This window comes from Microbacterium saccharophilum, from assembly GCF_007992455.1.
In the GTDB taxonomy this organism is placed as follows: domain Bacteria; phylum Actinomycetota; class Actinomycetes; order Actinomycetales; family Microbacteriaceae; genus Microbacterium; species Microbacterium saccharophilum.
Map to the genome: position 1 here is coordinate 324128 of NZ_BKAH01000002.1, position 17190 is coordinate 341317.

13 protein-coding genes are annotated in these 17190 nt (G+C 71.1%); 7 read left to right on the forward strand and 6 right to left on the reverse strand.

From position 1 onward, the window contains the following. Positions 1-76: 76 nt before the first annotated feature. Together MSA03_RS03520 and MSA03_RS03525 are read right to left on the reverse strand one after the other, a co-directional pair. Positions 77-2599, reverse strand: a complete 2523-nt coding sequence (locus MSA03_RS03520) for a helix-turn-helix transcriptional regulator (RefSeq protein ID WP_147049643.1) — start codon at positions 2597-2599, stop codon at positions 77-79. Further along, complete coding sequence (locus tag MSA03_RS03525) at positions 2596-4497, reverse strand: Hsp70 family protein (protein WP_147049644.1); 1902 nt, start codon at positions 4495-4497, stop codon at positions 2596-2598. Before MSA03_RS03525 ends, MSA03_RS03520 begins: the two co-directional genes overlap by 4 nt. A 309-nt stretch (positions 4498-4806) precedes the next feature. Here MSA03_RS03525 and groES point away from each other — a divergent pair, with 309 nt between their 5' ends. The 3 genes from groES to MSA03_RS03540 all read left to right on the forward strand — a co-directional run bounded on the left by groES (position 4807) and on the right by MSA03_RS03540 (position 7563). Beyond that, complete coding sequence (gene groES, locus MSA03_RS03530) at positions 4807-5103, forward strand: co-chaperone GroES (protein ID WP_028497279.1); 297 nt, start codon at positions 4807-4809, stop codon at positions 5101-5103. Positions 5104-5253: 150 nt separating this feature from the next. Next, a complete protein-coding gene (gene rarD / locus MSA03_RS03535; protein WP_028497280.1) occupies positions 5254-6174 on the forward strand; it encodes an EamA family transporter RarD in 921 nt (306 codons plus the stop codon). A gap of 120 nt (positions 6175-6294) precedes the next feature. Then, positions 6295-7563, forward strand: a complete 1269-nt coding sequence (locus MSA03_RS03540) for an ABC transporter substrate-binding protein (protein WP_147049645.1) — start codon at positions 6295-6297, stop codon at positions 7561-7563. Positions 7564-7896: 333 nt separating this feature from the next. Here the strand turns inward: MSA03_RS03540 and MSA03_RS03545 are convergent, their stop codons facing one another. From MSA03_RS03545 to MSA03_RS03560, 4 genes are read right to left on the reverse strand one after another with little or no spacing between them, the layout of a single operon-like run. Then, a complete protein-coding gene (locus MSA03_RS03545) occupies positions 7897-8661 on the reverse strand; it encodes an ABC transporter ATP-binding protein (RefSeq protein WP_028497282.1) in 765 nt (254 codons plus the stop codon). After that, positions 8658-9668: an ABC transporter ATP-binding protein gene (locus MSA03_RS03550; RefSeq protein ID WP_081782843.1), complete on the reverse strand. Its 1011-nt coding sequence runs from the start codon at positions 9666-9668 to the stop codon at positions 8658-8660. Before MSA03_RS03550 ends, MSA03_RS03545 begins: the two co-directional genes overlap by 4 nt. Positions 9669-9720: 52 nt before the next feature. Then, on the reverse strand, positions 9721-10710 hold the full coding sequence (locus tag MSA03_RS03555; RefSeq protein WP_028497284.1) for a branched-chain amino acid ABC transporter permease: 990 nt from the start codon (positions 10708-10710) through the stop codon (positions 9721-9723). Between the two features lie 5 nt (positions 10711-10715). Beyond that, entirely contained in the window at positions 10716-11975 is a 1260-nt protein-coding gene (locus tag MSA03_RS03560; protein WP_036273267.1) for a branched-chain amino acid ABC transporter permease, read from the reverse strand. Between the two features lie 291 nt (positions 11976-12266). On the opposite strand from MSA03_RS03560, the gene guaB reads away from it, so the two are divergent. The 4 genes from guaB (at position 12267) to MSA03_RS03580 (ending at position 17183) form a co-directional block, all read left to right on the forward strand. Beyond that, positions 12267-13769, forward strand: a complete 1503-nt coding sequence (gene guaB / locus MSA03_RS03565) for an IMP dehydrogenase (protein WP_147049646.1) — start codon at positions 12267-12269, stop codon at positions 13767-13769. Between the two features lie 178 nt (positions 13770-13947). Next, positions 13948-15060, forward strand: a complete 1113-nt coding sequence (locus MSA03_RS03570; protein ID WP_147049647.1) for an FAD-dependent oxidoreductase — start codon at positions 13948-13950, stop codon at positions 15058-15060. Between the two features lie 178 nt (positions 15061-15238). Beyond that, positions 15239-16357, forward strand: coding sequence for a GuaB3 family IMP dehydrogenase-related protein (locus MSA03_RS03575; protein WP_028497288.1), 1119 nt, complete (start codon positions 15239-15241; stop codon positions 16355-16357). Between the two features lies 1 nt (position 16358). Further along, a complete protein-coding gene (locus MSA03_RS03580; protein WP_244946305.1) occupies positions 16359-17183 on the forward strand; it encodes an SURF1 family cytochrome oxidase biogenesis protein in 825 nt (274 codons plus the stop codon). The last annotated feature ends 7 nt before the right edge of the window (positions 17184-17190 follow it).

A 17190-nucleotide genomic window follows, 5' to 3' on the forward strand; every position in this document is an offset into this window, starting at 1 on the left:
TCGGCGGTGGAAGGCATCGGGGAGGTCCCCCTCCGCTGCGGGGCTTCGGTAGGGGCTGGGCCCCTGTGCGGCGCGCTCATGCGACACCCTCCTTGTCGGACGGCGGCTGCGCACCGAGCGCGTGGTGGAGCTTGGTCAGCAGATCCGATCGGGACGTGGCATCGAGGCGGCGACGGATGCGGGCGATGTGGTGCTCGGCGGTTCGGGGCGAGATGAAGAGCGTCTGCCCGATCTCGACATATGTCCTGCCCTGCAGCACGAGCCGGGCCACTTCGACCTCGCGAGCGCTCAGCAGCGTGCCATCGCCGGTCTCCCCGAACGGCTCGGGCCGGTCGGCCTCGGGCTGGAGCAGCTGGCGCGGGTGGAGCTCGCGCGCGCACGCCAGCAGCTGCGTGTACGACGGACGATCGGACGAGCGCGCGGCGCCGTGGGCGGCCAGGCGCGCGCCGTCCCATGCCATGCCGTCCCGCGCGAGCGCGTGTGCGGCTGCTTCGACCGCCATGGTGTCCACCCGTCCGGCCAGCACCTCGGTCCAGATCCGGCCGGCCTCGGCCAGCTGCGCGGCGAAACCGCTGTGCGGTGCCGCAGCGAGCAGGGCGCGCGCGTGGGGCACGAGCAGCTCCGGCCGGTTGGTGAGGATGCCGTGCTGCACGCCGCTCCAGTGCAGCAGCGGCGTCCACAGCGGCGGGTTCCCGAGCCGGTCGAGCGTCGCCTGCGCTTCGCGCATGTGCCGGTGGGCCGACGCGGCGCCGACGCGGGCCGCAGCCAGCATGAGCTCCCCGAGAAGGGGATGCAGGTACAGATCGAACCGCTGCCGGAGGAGATGCTGAGAGGCGTCGCGGAAGACGCCCATGAGCGTGGCCGTATTGGCGTACCGACGAGCCAGCGCCGTCTCGCAGGCCGCCGCGATCAGGCGGTCGCGCGGCGTCGCCGCGCCCCCTTCCGCGGCCAGGCGATCCAGGATCGACCGGGCGTCGTCAGGCTGTGCTCCGTGGATATGCGTCCAGGCCCGCCACAGGAGCAGCCGACGGCGCGCCCACGGTCCGGCTTGGCCGGCCTGGATCGCCGCGTCGAGGACCGCTGACGCCACCGCCGGTCTCCCCGATCCGAGCGCCGCGAGCGCCGCCACCACCGCGGGCGGCTCGACGAGCGGGAAGTCCGAGTGCGTCAGGCTGTACAGCTCGGAGGCGTGGACCAGGTCGTCCACGGCTCGTTCGGTGTCGTGGCCCAGGGAATCGCGCACCGCGGACGCGAGTGCCGCCGAAGCGATCGAGAGAGTGTCGCGCGGGCGGGCCGCCGTGCGCCCGGCCGGCTCGGGCCGTTCGCCGACACCGAGCTGGGCGAGCGCCGTGCGCGCCGCGGAGACCGGCGAGGCCGGCGGCAGCAGCGCTCCCGCGGTCGCCTGCAGGCTGCCGCGCGCAGCCCAGATCGCGTGCGTCGCATCGACGGCGTCCGCCAGTGCCGGGTGATCGGGGTGCGAAAGGATGTCGTCGAAGCATGCCGCGGCGCCCTCGACGTCCCCCGCGTTCATCGCGGCCACACCGTATCGCCCCGCCAGCGGCACGGGGTCGGCGCCGGCGGCGACGGCCTCCCGATACAGGGCGATCGCGCGGGTGGGCTCGGTCAGGCGCTCCCGGTCGCCGCGAGCGGCGAGCCGTGCGCCGAGGGAGTCGGATGCCGGGCCGCCCCAGCGCTCGTGCCCGGCCTCGGCCTCCACCATCGCCCGCGCGACGAGCTCGGTGAGACGATGCGGGGGAAGAAGGGTGCGGACGGCGTCGCGCACCGCCACGGGGGGCCGCCCATTCTGCGTGAGGAGACCCGCGGCGTAGCCGGCGGCGATGGCTTCGTCCCAGGAGATGCGCGGCGGATCCAGCCGCGAGATCTCCGCGGGCGCGAACACGCAGAGCGCTTCGATCGCGCTGCGGACGTCGCCGTCGAGGGAGTCCAGGCGGTGCGCGATGTGCGCGCGCAGGCGGCGCGAGAGGCTGTGGTGGTCGGCGGGCCCGGCGCACTCCGTCTCGTGATGCGCGTCCGCGGCGATGAGGGCGAGCCACGTGACACCGTCGGTCAGCCGGACGATCCCCTCCGCGCATGCCCGGTGGATGTCCGCGGCGGCCGTGACGGCGGCGTCGTCGACCTCGCCGAGGAGAACGGGCGGGCGACTCTTCTCGAGCTCTGCGGCGAGCAGCTGCACGTGGGGAGCGGGACCGGGGCGATGTGCGATGACGATCGCCGTCGTCTGATCGGCGGCGAGGTCCAGCAGGGCGCGGGCCTCATCGGCGTCCAGCCCATCGGCGTCGTCGATCACGACGGCGTGGGCGGAGTGCGGGCGCGGGCCCGCCGTGACCGATACGCCGCGGCTGCGCAGCACGGCGCGCAGGCCGCGCAGCGTCGCCGACTTCCCCGATCCGGAGGGGCCGACCACCACGCCGCGGATGGGGCCATCGCCGGCGAGGAGGTCGGCGAGCGCCTCGTCGACGATGTGGGCGACCAGTGCATCGGCGGGCCGGTGCCGGCGCGGGACCGCGGCCACCGCTGCGAGCCGCGTGACGTGGGCCGGCGGTGTCTCCCTGGGGTCGTCCTCGGGCGGCCTTGTCATTGCGGCACCTCGGGGCCGGGCTGGGGCGTGGGCTCAGGCGTCGGGGATGGCTCCGGCTCGGGTGTCGGAGTCGGCTCCGGCTCGGGTGTCGGAGTCGGCTCCGGTTCGGGCTCGGGCGTGGGCTGCGGATCCGGTTGCGGTTCGGCGGTGGGCTCCGGGTCCGGTGCCGGGTCGGGTGCGGGTGCCGGGTCCGGCTCGGGCGTCGCGGGTGGCTCGGTGGCTGCCGGCGTGGGCGCGGGGGCGGGGGTCGGACTCGCCGGCGCGGCGACATCCGGTGCGGGCACCGAGCGTGCGGGCGTCAGCACGGGCTGACCGGGGGTCGATCCGCCGGGGGCCGGTGCGACCGGCTTGAGGGGAGGCTGGCCGACCTGCCCCGCCTTCGGATTCGCCGGCGGCGGGCGGAACCCTGCGCCCAGTCGCTCGGCCGGGTTCGATCGGCGCACGTCGGGGAGCAGGCGTGGCGCGGGAGCGGGCTCGCGCGGCGACTCGGCGGTCGGGACGTCGGGCGCGGCGATCGGCGCGGCGATCGGTTCGACCGGTGCGGTGCGGGCAGCGACGTCCTCGTCGATGGTCCGCCACGGCACAGCCCACGGGCCGAGCTCGGCACCGTCCGCCACCGCGGTGACGGCGCCGGCGGCGTGGAGCCGGGCGTCCGTGCGATCGACACCGGATGCCACCGACGCGCCGAACGCGACGCCGCCGGAGACGATCGCGGCCGCGGCCGTCGCGCCGATGACCCCCCGCCAGCGCGACGGGACGGAGGCGCGGAGCGCGGGCACGAGCGCCCTCAGCGGCGCCCGGGCATCGTCGGTCGTGGTCGACTCGTCCGCGATCGACGCAGCCGCCGGGCGAGCCGCCGCCGCGGCGGCGGCCGCGCGGGCCGCGCCGAGCGCGACCACGGCCTTCGGATCGGCATCCGCTCGCAGCGGGAGGTCGAAGCACTCGGAGAGCAGCTGGGCGACGCGGGGGATGCGGCTCGACCCACCCGAGAGGAGGACGGCCTCGACGTCGTCGTCGGCGACGCCGGACGCGAGCCGGGCGCGGGCGAACACGTCCATGGTGCGGGCGATATGACGCTCGATCATCCCCTCGAACTCGCTGCGGATCAGCCGCACGGTGCCCCCAGCGCCCAGCAGGACGGGGATGACCGCTTCCGCATCGAAGGAGAGGGCCTCCTTCGCGGCGACGCACTCGCGCCGCAGCGCCGCCAGCCCCACCGCCGAGGCCGCCCCCACCGCGGGGGAGGACGCCAGGACGTGGCCCATGACGGCGTCGTCGAAATCGGCGCCGCCCAGGTCGTCGAGACCGGTCGTGTGGACGACCGTGACCTGCTCCCCGTCGCCGATGCGCACGAACGTGACGTCGAAGGTCCCCGCCCCGAGGTCGTAGACCGCGAGCACCGCGCCGGGCGTCAGGGGGTGGGCGGCCGCGTAGTGCCGCGCCGCTGCCTCCGGCTCGGACAGCAGTGCGACCTCCCCGAGCCCGCAGTCGTCGAGGGCGCGACCGATCGCGTCGCGGCGATGCGTCCCCCACGACGCCGGGACCGTGACGGTCAGGGTCTCGATGGGCAGTCCCTCCGATGACTGCGCGGTGGTCGCCGCCCACTCGACCGCGCGGGCGAACAGCTCCTGCGGTGCGAACCGGCGGCCCCCGGCGGCCAGCGGGATAGGGTCCCCCACCCGGCGCTTGTAGTCGCGGAGCAACAGCGCCGGCTGCCCGACGCCGCGCCGCTCGGCTGCATCGCCGTGCAGAAGCCCGTCCTCGGTGACGAAGATCGCCGAGGATGCGGTGTCGGTTCTCTGACCGAGCCGGACGCTCCGCACGGAGAGGCCCGCCGGCTCCATGACGGCGACCGCGGCAGCGATCTGCGATGACCCCACATCGACAGCTAGATGCATGATTCGACCCGACACGACGTTCCCCGATGACCCGCTTCGACGCGGGTCCTCCTTCTTGCCGGCCCCCGCGATACTTCCTACTCCGCAGGAGCGTGGGAGGGAAGGGGGTGATACGCCGATCCCCCAGCAGATCCTCGATTAGGGGGTTGGGGGTGCGGTGCCGAGGGGGGATTAGGGGGAGGGGTGGGAGTGCGTCCGGGGGGATGGCTGGCACTCGCGTTGCGAGAGTGCCAGTCGCGCTCTAGACTTGCCGTTAGCACTCTCAGTGTGTGGGTGCTAACCAGTCTTGAAGCAAGAAAGAGGTAGACCGTGTCGGTTTCCATCAAGCCGCTCGAGGACCGCATCGTCATCAAGCAGGTCGAGGCCGAGCAGACCACTGCCAGTGGTCTGGTCATCCCCGACACTGCGAAGGAGAAGCCCCAGGAGGGCGAGGTCATCGCAGTGGGTCCGGGTCGTATCGATGACAACGGCAACCGCGTTCCGCTCGACGTCGCCGTCGGCGACCGCGTGCTCTACAGCAAGTACGGCGGCACCGAGGTCAAGTTCGGTGCGGACGAGTTCCTCGTCCTGTCGGCGCGCGATGTCCTGGCGGTCGTCGTCCGCTGATCTCGCGTCCGCGCGTTTTCCGGGAGGCCCGGATGCTTCGGCATCCGGGCCTTTCCGCGTCTCCGGCCTGGCAGTCTGCGGACGGAGGACGGCAGGATCCCGCATCCGCGGTGAACGCGGCGCAGTCATGACCGTTCTAGTCTTGGACCCATGACACCCGAGGAATCCGCCCGCGAGCAGACCCTCGGCGGCGTCTACGCCTTCTCGGCGTACTTCCTGTGGGGCTTCATGCCCCTGTACTTCCTGGCCCTCACGCCGACGGGGCCGTGGGAGGTCGTCGCGTGGCGCATCCTGCTCTCCCTCGCCTTCTGCGCCATCCTGCTGACGATCACGCGCACCTGGGCGAAGCTCTTCGCCATCCTCCGCAACCGGCGGCTCGTGCTCTGGACGATCGTCGCGGGCCTCCTCATCTATGTGAACTGGCAGGTGTTCCTCATCGGGACGCTCACGGGCCACGTGATCGAGGGCAGCCTGGGGTACTTCATCAACCCGATCGTGACCGTGCTGCTGGGCGTCCTCGTGCTGAAGGAGCGCATGCGGGTCGCCCAATGGGTCGCGATCGGCATCTCCGTCGCGGCCGTGATCGTCATCATCGTCGGCTACGGCGCGTTCCCGTGGATCGCGCTGACGCTCGCCGCCAGCTTCGGCACGTACGGTCTCGTGAAGAAGCAGATCGGTCCCTCCGTGGATGCCGTGAGCGGCCTCACGCTCGAGTCGCTGTGGCTCGCGCCGGTCGCCGTCATCCAGCTGATCGTCGTCGCGACGACCGCGGGCCTCACGATGGGGCAGGTGAGCGGATGGCACACCGTCCTGCTCCTGCTCGCCGGCGCCGTCACGGCCACGCCGCTCCTCTTCTTCGCAGCCGGCGCACGGCGGGCCCCGCTCACCGTCATCGGGATGCTCCAGTTCGTCGCGCCGATCCTGCAGTTCATCACCGGCGCGTGGATCATGCAGGAGCCGATGCCGCTCGAGCGCTGGATCGGGTTCGGGCTGGTGTGGCTCGCCCTCGTCGTGCTCATGGTGGACTCCCTGCGCAACGCGCGTCGCCCCGTGCTCGGGACCGCAAGGTAACGATTCACCTCCGTTACACATCGTTAACGAGACGCAACACTCGCGAGACGTGGACTTGGTTAGGTTTGTCCCACTGGGCGGCGCCCGAGCCACCCGTGTCCAAACACAGCAAGGAGCAACATGAGCGTCTTTACACGTTCGCGTGCTGGCAAGGCTCTCGGCGGCATCGCCGTCGTCGCCGTCAGTGCGGTTCTGCTCGCGGGGTGCGCCGGTGGGGGAACCACCGCCGAGCCCAGCGAGACCAATGCGCCTCCCGCAGAGGACCTGACCCTCAAGATCGGCACTGTGCTGCCGCAGACGGGCAGCCTCGCGTTCCTCGGTCCGCCCGAGGAGGCCGGTGTCCTGCTCGGCGTCACGGAGGTCAACGAAGCCGCGAAGGGCCTCACGATCGACCTGACTCCGGGTGACTCGGGCGACGCCGACAACAAGGCGTTCGAGACCACGGTCCCGAAGCTGCAGAACGCGGGAGTCTCCGCGATGATCGGCGCCGCTGCGTCGGGTGTGACGAAGCTGTTCCTCGACTCCAACGTGTCCGCCGGCGTCATCACCTTCTCGCCCGCGAACACCTCGCCGGACTTCACCGAGTGGCCGGACGACGACCTCTACTGGCGGACCGCCCCGAGCGACCTGCTCCAGGGCGAGGTCCTCGGCAACCTCGTCGCCGAGGACGGCCACAAGAACATCGGCATCCTGTACCAGAACGACGCGTACGGCACCGGCCTGCGCGCCGTCGTCAAGGAGGTCTTCGAGTCCACCGGCGGTACCGTCGTGGCCGAGGCGTCCTACAACGACGGTGACGGCCAGTTCGACGCTCAGGTCCAGACGATCTCGGCGGCCAACCCCGACGCGATCGTGCTGATCACGTTCGACCAGTTCGCGACCATCGCGCCGCTGCTGGTGAACGCCGGTCAGGACGCGGCGAACTTCTACCTCGTGGACGGCAACCTCAAGCAGTGGGGCGCCGACGTGTCGGTCTCGCTCGAGGGCGCGAAGGGCACGACGCCCGGTCCGGTGCTCGAGGACGACTTCCAGGGCCGCCTCAACGACGCCTGGACCGCCGACGGCAACGAAGAGCTCACGGACTTCTCGTACGCCGCCGAGTCGTACGACGCCGTCATCCTCCTGGCGCTCGCCTCCCTGGCGGCGGGCTCCACGGACGGTGCCGACATCGCAGCGAAGCTGCAGGAGGTCTCCGGTGGCTCCGGCGAGGGGGAGAAGTGCAGCTCGTTCGCCGAGTGCGCCGACATCATCCTCGACGGCGGCACGGCCGACTACGACGGCTACTCCGGCCCGGTCACGTTCGACGAGAACGGCGACCCGACCGAGGCGTCCATCGGCATCTTCCAGTACAAGGCCGACAACATGCACGAGCGCATCGATACCCGCTGACGCTCAGCACACGCGGAAGGGCCCCGGAGCGATCCGGGGCCCTTTCCCGTGTGCCCGGGGCCCCGGGTACGGCGCGTCGGGCCGGCGACCGCGCCGGGCCGGCGGGTGGGGCGCCAGGCCGGTGGCCCGGGCCGACGGGTCCGCGACGAAATGCAGGATCGGGTGTGACGCGTGGGGCGCCTGTCGTGCCCCGCGCCTCATCCGTCACACTCGATCCTGCAGTTCGCACCGGGCGCACCGGGCGCGCCGGGCGCACCGGGCGCGCCGGGCGCACCGGGCCCGCACGCAGAGGGGGGCGGATGCCGCAGCATCCGCCCCCTTGTCGGCCCTGGGTCAGTCGTTGCCGAGCGTGCCCAGGTACAGGCCGATGACGTGCGGGTCGTTGAGGAGGTCGCGGCCGGAGCCGGTGTGGGCGTCGCGGCCCTGGTCCAGCACATAGCCGCGGTCGCAGATCTGCAGGCAGCGCCGGGCGTTCTGCTCGACCATGATGGTCGTCACGCCGGCCTTGTTGATGTCGGAGACGCGGAGGAACGCGTCGTCCTGGCGGACGGGGGAGAGGCCGGCGCTGGGCTCGTCGAGCAGCAGCACGGAGGGCTCCATCATGAGCGCCCGGCTCATCGCGACCATCTGCCGCTCGCCGCCGGAGAGCGACCCGGCGCGCTGCTTGAGGCGCTTGCCGAGCTCGGCGAAGATGCCCGTGACGAACTCGAGGCGCTCGGCGTAGATCTTGGGGTTCTGGTAGAGCCCCATCTGCAGGTTCTCCTCGATGGACAGCGACGGGAAGACGTTGTTCGTCTGCGGGACGAAGGCGACGCCGCGCTGGACGAGCTTGTCGGCGTTGAGACCCACGATGCTCTCGCCGTTGACGGTGATGTCGCCGCCGCGGATCTTCACCATGCCGAAGATCGCCTTCAGGAGCGTCGACTTGCCGGCGCCGTTCGGCCCGATGATACCGATCAGCTCGCCCTTGCGCGCGACGAGGTTCGCGCCGTTGATGATGTTGATGCCCGGCAGGTACCCGGCCGTCAGATCCTGCACGTTCACGACGACGTCGGATCCGGTCGTGGCCGGCGCCGCGGCGGGGGCGGGAGTGCTCACTTGGTCTCCTCTTCGGCGTTGGCGATCGATGCCGCCTCTTCCTCCTTGATCTCCTCGAGCAGCTCCTGTGCGGAGCTGTCGAGCTCACCGGCGACACGGCCGGTCACGACGCCGAGGTCGACATCCTGGTGGCTGCCGAGGTACGCGTCGATGACCGCCTGGTCCTGCATGACGCTGTCCGGCGGACCTTCCGCGACGACGCGCCCCTCGGCCATGACGACGACCCAGTCGGCGATGTGGCGCACCATGTGCATGTCGTGCTCGACGAAGAGGACGGTGACGCCCAGGTCCTTCAGGTCGAGGATGTGGTCGAGCAGCGACTGCGTGAGGGCCGGGTTGACGCCGGCCATCGGCTCGTCGAGCATCACGAGGTTCGGGTCGCTCATGAGCGCCCGCGCCATCTCCAGGAGCTTGCGCTGGCCGCCGGAGAGCGACGCGGCGAAGTCCTTCTCCTTGGCGTCGAGCTTGAACCGCTTGAGCAGTCCGCGGGCCTTCTCCTCGTTGTCGGTCTCCTGCTTGCGCCACACGAAGGGGAAGAACGCCTGCCAGAACTTCTCGCCGCGCTGCTTCGGTGCGCCGAGCTTCATGTTCTCCAGGACGGTCAGCAGCGACAGCGCCTTCGTCAGCTGGAACGTGCGGACCTGGCCCATGCGGGCGACCTTGAAGGCGGGGATGCCGGCGAGGCTCTGCCCGTCGTAGGACCACGTGCCCGTATTCGGCTTGTCGAAGCCGCACAGCAGGTTGAACAGCGTCGTCTTCCCGGCGCCGTTGGGGCCGATGAGCGCCGTGATGGCGTTCCGCGGGATCTCGAGGTGCTCGACGTCGACGGCGGTGAGACCGCCGAAGCGGCGCGTGACCCCGTCGATCACCATGATGGGGTCGACCTTGGTGACGCCGGGCACGCCGGGTCCGGTCGCGAGTCCCGTGGCCTTGGGTCGGGGGATGCTGCCGGTGGCGGATGCCGGTTCGGTGACGCCGTCCGTCTCCCCGGCGGGCGTGTCGCCCATCGGGACGTAGGCCGGCTCGCTCGGGCGGTCGCCCGGCGGGGTGCTTGGCGGGTTATTTGACAAAGGTCATCTCCCTCTTGTCGCCGAGGATGCCCTGCGGCCTGAAGATCACGATGAGCATGAGCGCTACGCCGACGAGGATGTACCGCAGCGTTCCCGCCTGGATGTCGGTCATCGGCAGCCAGCCGGCCTGCGCCATCTGGGGGAGCAGGTTGCCGAGCAGCGCGAGCACCATCCAGAAGATCACCGCGCCCAGCGACGGTCCGAAGATCGTCGACGCGCCGCCGAGGAGGAGGATCGTCCAGAGGAAGAAGGTGAGCGCCGTCGTGTAGCTCGACGGGATCACGGCGGACGGCAGCACGTAGATGATGCCGCCGAGCGCCCCGATGACACCGCCGACGACGAGCGCCTGCATCTTGTACGCGAAGACGTTCTTGCCGAGCGAGCGGACGGCATCCTCGTCTTCCCGGATGCCCTTGAGGACGCGGCCCCACGGGCTGCGCATGAGCGCCCAGACCACGAACAGCGCGAGGGCGAGCAGGAGGACGCCGAACACGATGACCCAGAGCTGGGCCGCGGTGTACTGCCACGGGCCGAAGCCGTAGCGCTCGCCCTTGGGCAGCTCGGGGAACGGGTTCGCGGACTGGAAGCTGCCGTTGTACCCGCCGAGGCCGTCGGCGGAGTTGGTGTACTCGTCGAAGACCTGGGTCGTGAAGAGCAGTCGCACGATCTCGGCCGCGGCGATGGTCACGATCGCGAGGTAGTCGGCGCGCAGACGCAGCGTCGGCACACCGAGGATGATCGCGAACAGCGCCGCGAGGAGGAGACCGACGAGCATCGCGAGGTACCACGGCATCCCGAAGCTCAGGACCGAGATGGCGTACCCGTACGCGCCGAGGGCCATGAAGCCCGCCATGCCGAAGTTGAGGAGGCCGGCATAGCCGAAGTGGACGGCGAGACCCGTCGCGGCAAGCGCGTACGCGATCGTGACCGGGCTCAGCAGGTAGCCGAGCGTGTTGGTGAGGATGGCGCCCCAATCCATGGCGGCTACCCCAATCTTTCTTTACGGCCGAGGAGACCCTGCGGCCTCACGAGGAGGATGAGGATCAGGACGACGAGGGCGCCTGCGTACTTGAGGTCGGACGGGATCCACAGGGTCGACGTCTCCACGACGATGCCGACGATCAGCGAGCCGAGGAGGGCGCCGAACGCCGTTCCCAGTCCGCCGAGCGTGATGGCCGCGAAGATCAGCAGCAGCATCTGCGTGCCCATGTCCCACCGCAGCCCCGGGCGGAAGTACGCCCACAGCACGCCCGAGAGGGCGGCGAGGATGCCGGCGACGACCCAGACGATGCGGATGACGCGGTCGACGTTGATGCCGGATGCGGCCGCGAGCTGCGGGTTGTCCGAGATCGCCCGGGTCGCCTTGCCGATGCGCGTGCGCAGCAGGAAGTAGGCGACGGCGAGGATCGCCACGATACTGACGCCCATGCTGATGAGGTCGATGTAGGACAGCTGGATGGGCCCGAGCTGGATGGGCGTGGGGCTGGCCCCTTCCAGCTGGTAGGTCTTGCCGCCGATGAAGTACTGGAACGTGTACCGCATCGCGAGCGACAGGCCGATGCTCACGATCATGAGCTGCACGACCCCGAGACCCCGGTGCCGCAGCGGACGCCAGAGCCCGGCATCCATCGCGAGCCCGAGGACCGCGCCGCCCAGGACCGCGGCGATGACGCCCGCCCACAGCGGAAGCTGCCACATGGTCGTCGCGACGAGGGTCACGAGAGCCCCCCACGTCACCATCTCACCGTGGGCGAAGTTCGACAGGCCGGTCGTCCCGTAGATGAGAGCCGCGCCCATCGCCGCCAGGGCCAGGAGGAGGCCGAAGTTCAGCCCGCCGATGAGGCGGACGAACAGCTGCTCGGCGAAGCCCTGCGTGACGCGCTCGCCCTCGCCGAGGAAGAGGTTCACGATCTTCGACTTGGTGAGGCCGAACTCCAGCTTCTGCGAGGCCGATTCGCCTTCGACGATGACGCCGTCGGGCAGGGTCGACTCATCCACCGTGAGCGTGTACTCGGCCTTCTCGGGCACGTACAGCCGCCAGCGGCCATCGTCGCCGGTCAGCGTCTCGGCCTCGAAGCCGCCGCCTTCGATCCTCAGGGTGACGTCGGGTACCGGCTTGTCTTCGAAGGTGATGACGCCGCCGAAGTAGAAGTCGGTCTGCTCCTGGTCACCGCCGGGCTCGTCGGGGGCGGCCGCCATCGCAGCGACCGGACTGCTGAACAACAGCAGAGCGGCGGCCAGCATGGCGCCCAAGAACAGCACAAGCCACCTCAATGGGCGTCTTGCGGTCACGGTCGTGGGACTCACGAATCCTCCAGTCCGGCGCACCTAACGGGTGATGCGGTCGCATCGGCATTGATCAACGACGGTACGAGCGTAATGTGTCGATTTTGTTTCGCCTATCGCACGCTTTTCCGCGCCACGCCCGGAAGGCCCGCGGATGCCCGGATTCCCGGCGATCACGCACCCGGATCCGGAATGAAACGCCCGGCGCGCCGCTTAGAATCAGTAGGCCCGGAAGATGCAGGAGAGCGCATGGAGCACAACGACCCGTTCGGTTTCGTCGGACTGACCTACGACGACGTCCTCCTCCTCCCGGGGCACACGGACGTGATCCCGTCCGAGGCCGACACCTCCTCGCGCGTCTCGCGCCGGATCACGGTCGCGACGCCGCTGCTGTCCTCGGCCATGGACACGGTCACCGAGGCGCGGATGGCGATCGCCATCGCCCGCGAGGGCGGGCTCGGCATCATCCACCGGAACCTCTCCATCGAGGACCAGGCCTCCATGGTCGACCGGGTCAAGCGCTCCGAGTCGGGCATGATCACCGACCCCATCACGACCACGCCGGACGCGACGATCGACGAGGTCGACGCGCTGTGCGCCCAGTACCGCATCTCCGGACTCCCGGTCATCGACGGGGAGGGGCGCCTCCTCGGCATCATCACCAACCGTGACATGCGGTTCGTCTCGGGCTTCGAGCGGCAGAGCACGAAGGTCCGCGACGTCATGACGAGCGAGGGCCTCGTCACCGGCAAGGTCGGCATCGGCGCGAACGAGGTCATCGCCCTCTTCGCCCGGCACCGCGTCGAGAAGCTCCCGCTCATCGACGACGAGGGCAAGCTGGCCGGCCTCATCACAATCAAGGACTTCGACAAGAGCGAGAAGTACCCCCTCGCCACGAAGGACGAGCACGGCCGGCTCCGCGTCGGCGCCGCCATCGGCTTCTTCGGCGACGCGTGGGAGCGCGCCGAGGCCCTCCGCGACGCGGGCGTCGACGCGATCGTCGTCGACACCGCCAACGGCCAGTCGGCCGGTGTCATCGACATGGTGCGGCGCCTCAAGTCCGACCCCACGTTCGCGCACATCGACGTGATCGGCGGCAACGTCGCGACCCGCGAGGGCGCGCAGGCGCTCATCGACGCGGGCGTGGATGCCGTGAAGGTCGGCGTGGGCCCGGGCTCGATCTGCACGACGCGTGTCGTGGCGGGCGTCGGCGTCCCGCAGGTCACGGCGATCTACGAGGCGCTCCTGGCCGCGCGCGAATCCGGCATCCCGATCATCGCCGACGGCGGCCTGCAGTACTCCGGCGACATCGCCAAGGCACTCGTCGCGGGCGCCGACACCGTCATGCTCGGCTCGCTCCTCGCCGGCACCGACGAGTCGCCGGGCGAGATCGTCTTCCAGGGCGGCAAGCAGTTCAAGCTGTACCGCGGCATGGGATCGCTCGGCGCGCTGCAGACCCGTGGCAAGAAGACCTCGTACTCCAAGGACCGCTACTTCCAGGCCGACGTGCCCAGCGACGACAAGCTCATCCCCGAGGGCATCGAGGGTCAGGTCGCGTACCGCGGCCCCGTCTCGGCCGTCGCCTACCAGCTCGTCGGCGGCCTCCGGCAGTCGATGTTCTACGTCGGCGCTCGGACGATCGAGGAGCTGAAGGCCCGCGGCAAGTTCGTGCGCATCACCTCCGCGGGGCTCAAGGAGTCGCACCCGCACGACGTGCAGATCATCGTCGAGGCCCCGAACTACAAGAAGTAGCCCGCGGCATCCGGCATCGCCGCGTTCGGCGCCCGGCATCCATCCCGCTGAGAAACCACTTCCGGCGCGAGAAACCACGCCTGCCGTGGTGTCTCATGCCGAATCTGGTTTCTCAGCCAGGTGCCCCGTCCTCGGCGGCGGGAGAATGGATGCCGTCCCCCGGCGAGAGGAAGCCGCCATGCCCGAGCAGTCCCGGTTCGTCGTCGTCGGCGGCGGCGTCATGGGGCTCGCCGCGGCGTGGGAGCTGGCCCGCCGCGGTGCGCGTCCCATCGTGCTGGAGCGCTTCGCGCGCGGCCACACGCGGGGAGCCTCGCACGGCGCGACCCGGAACTTCAACAACGCGTATGCGGAGGAGCACTACCTCGACCTGCTCATCCGTGCCCGGGCGGGCTGGGAGGCGCTCGGCGAGGTGGAGGGCGAGCCGCTCCTGCGCCTGCATGGCCTCGTGTCGCACGGCGCGGGCGCGGCCCTCGGCGGCACCGGCGGCGGGCTCGTCGAGGTCGAACGCCGGCTGCATGAGCGCGGCATCCCCGCGACGCTCCTCGATCCGGTCGACGCCGCGCGGCGCTGGCCCGGCATGCGTTTCGAGGACACCGTCCTGTACTCGCCGGATGCCGGAGTGGCCCGCGCCGATGCGACGCTGCGCGAACTCGAGCGGCGCATCGTCGCGGCCGGCGGAGAGGTGCGCTGGGAGACACCGGCGGTCGACATCGACCAGGATGCCGATGGCGTCACGGTGCGGACGGCGCTCGGGGCGATACGCGCGGACGTCGTCGTCGTCGCCGCCGGAGCGTGGACGAAGACGCTGCTCACCGGCATCCGCCTGCCGCGCCTCTTGGTCACGGAGGAGTCACCGGCCCACTTCGCTCCGCGCGATCCGCGCTCGCCGTGGCCGTCGTTCAACCACTTCGTGACGCCGGGCGCCTGGCCCGCGCCGGTGTACGGCATGCCGACGCCCGGCGAGGGGATCAAGGTCGGCTTCCATCACGTCGGCGACGAGGTCGACCCGGACGCGCGCGCGTTCCGCACCGACGCGCACGCGGACCTCCTCGCCGCCTACGTGCGGGAATGGATGCCGGGGCTCGATGCCGGCACCGCCGTGCCGATCAGCTGCACCTACACGTCGACGCCCGACGACGCCTTCGTGCTCGACCGGCGCGGGCGGATCGTCGTCGGTGCCGGGTTCTCCGGCCAGGGCTTCAAGTTCGCGCCCGGCGTCGGCGCCGTGCTCGCTGACCTGGCGCTGGATCCGGCGGCGCTCGCCGCGTCGGCGTTCCGCCTCCCGGACTGACGCCGCCCCGTCGCGCCCCGGGTCCGGTCGGGTCCGTCCGACCCGCGTCCCCGAGAAACCACATCCGGCGTGAGACATCACGTCAAGGGCGGTTTGTCATGCTGGATGTGGTTTCTCGGTGCGGCCGAGTGGGGCCGGGAGGCCCCGAGACGCGGGGCGGTAGGCTGGGACGGTGACCATGGAGATCGAGCTCGGCCGCGCAAAGCGTGCCCGCCGCGCATATGCGTTCGACGACATCGCGGTCGTGCCGTCCCGGCGCACGCGCAACCCCGAGGACGTCTCGACGGCCTGGTCGATCGACGCCTTCGGCTTCGGCATCCCCGTGCTCGGGGCGCCCATGGACTCCGTCATGAGCCCGCGCACCGCGATCATGCTGGGCCAGCTCGGCGGGCTCGGCGTCCTCGACCTCGAGGGCGTCTGGACCCGCTACGACGACCCCGAGCCGCTGCTCGCCGAGATCGCCGCGCTCCCACCGGATGCCGCCACGGCGCGCATGCAGGAGCTCTACTCCGCACCCATCAAGCCGGAGCTCGTCCGCGACCGCCTCGCCGAGATCCGCGCCGCCGGCGTCACCGTCGCCGGCGCGCTCACCCCGCAGCGCACCCAGGAGCTCTACGAGACCGTCGTCGCTGCCGGCGTCGACCTCTTCGTCATCCGCGGGACCACGGTCTCCGCCGAGCACGTCTCCAGCGTCTCCGAGCCGCTGAACCTGAAGAAGTTCATCTACGACCTCGACGTCCCCGTCATCGTCGGCGGAGCCGCGACCTACACCGCCGCCCTGCACCTCATGCGCACGGGCGCCGCGGGCGTCCTCGTCGGGTTCGGCGGCGGCGCCGCCTCCACGACGCGCGCGACCCTCGGCATCCACGCCCCGATGGCCACTGCCGTCGCCGACGTCGCCGGCGCGCGCCGCGACTACCTCGATGAGTCGGGCGGGCGCTACGTGCACGTCATCGCGGACGGCGGCGTGGGCACCTCCGGCGACATCGTCAAGGCGCTCGCGATGGGCGCGGATGCCGTCATGCTCGGCGTCGCCCTCGCCCGCGCGACCGATGCGCCCGGCGGCGGGTTCCACTGGGGACCCGAAGCGCACCACGCGAAGCTTCCGCGCGGCAACCGCGTCGAGGTCGGCCAGGTCGCCCCGCTCGAGGAGATCCTCTACGGGCCGGCCCCGGTCGCTGACGGCACCGCGAACCTCATCGGCGCCCTCCGCAAGTCGATGGCCACCACCGGGTACTCCGACCTCAAGGAGTTCCAGCGCGTCGAGGTCGTCGTCGCCCCGTACACCTTCGGCTGAGATGAGCTCTGCCGACCCCGAGGTCTTCCCGCCGACCCTGCGCGAGGTCATGCTGCGCCCGTGGTGGCTCGGCATGCTCGCTTTCGCGCTGCTGCTGGCGGCGGTGTTCGCGTGGCTCGGGCAGTGGCAGCTCTCGAGCGCCCTCGACACCGCTCCCGTCGAGCCGGGCGCGACCGAGAACGTGCGCCCCCTGGATGACGTCGCGACGCCGGGGGAGTACCTCTCCGACCCGCTCGTGGGTCAGAAGGTCGAGGTGACGGGGTCGTTCGTCGCCGACGACTTCGTCATCGTCTCCTCCCGCTACAACGACGGCGCGGCGGGGTTCTGGGTGACGGGTCAGCTGCGCATCGCGGATGCCGCCGCCCCCACCTCGCTCGCCGTGGCGGTCGGCTGGACCGCCGACCGCGACGAGGCCGAGGCCGCGGCATCCGCGCTGAACGACGACCCCCCGCAGGGCGTGACGCTGACCGGCCGGATCATCTCCGACGAAGGCCCGGCGCTGCCCCGTGCCGGCGCGCCCGCCACCGAGATGTCCCGCATGTCGCCGGCGGCGCTGCTGGGTGTCTGGCACGACGTCGACGGGCTCTCGGTCTACCGCGCGTACCTCACGGCCGGCGAGCCGCTGAGCGGACTGACGGCCATCCACTCGCCGGCCCCCGAGGAGCGCGGCGGGGTCAACTGGCTCAACATCTTCTACGCCGTCGAGTGGGCGATCTTCGCGGGCTTCGCGTTCTACATGTGGTACCGCCTGGCGCGGGACGCGTGGGAGAAGGAGCTCGAGGAGCTCGAGGTCCTCGAGGAGAGCCCGCTTCCGACCCGCGACTAGACTTGAG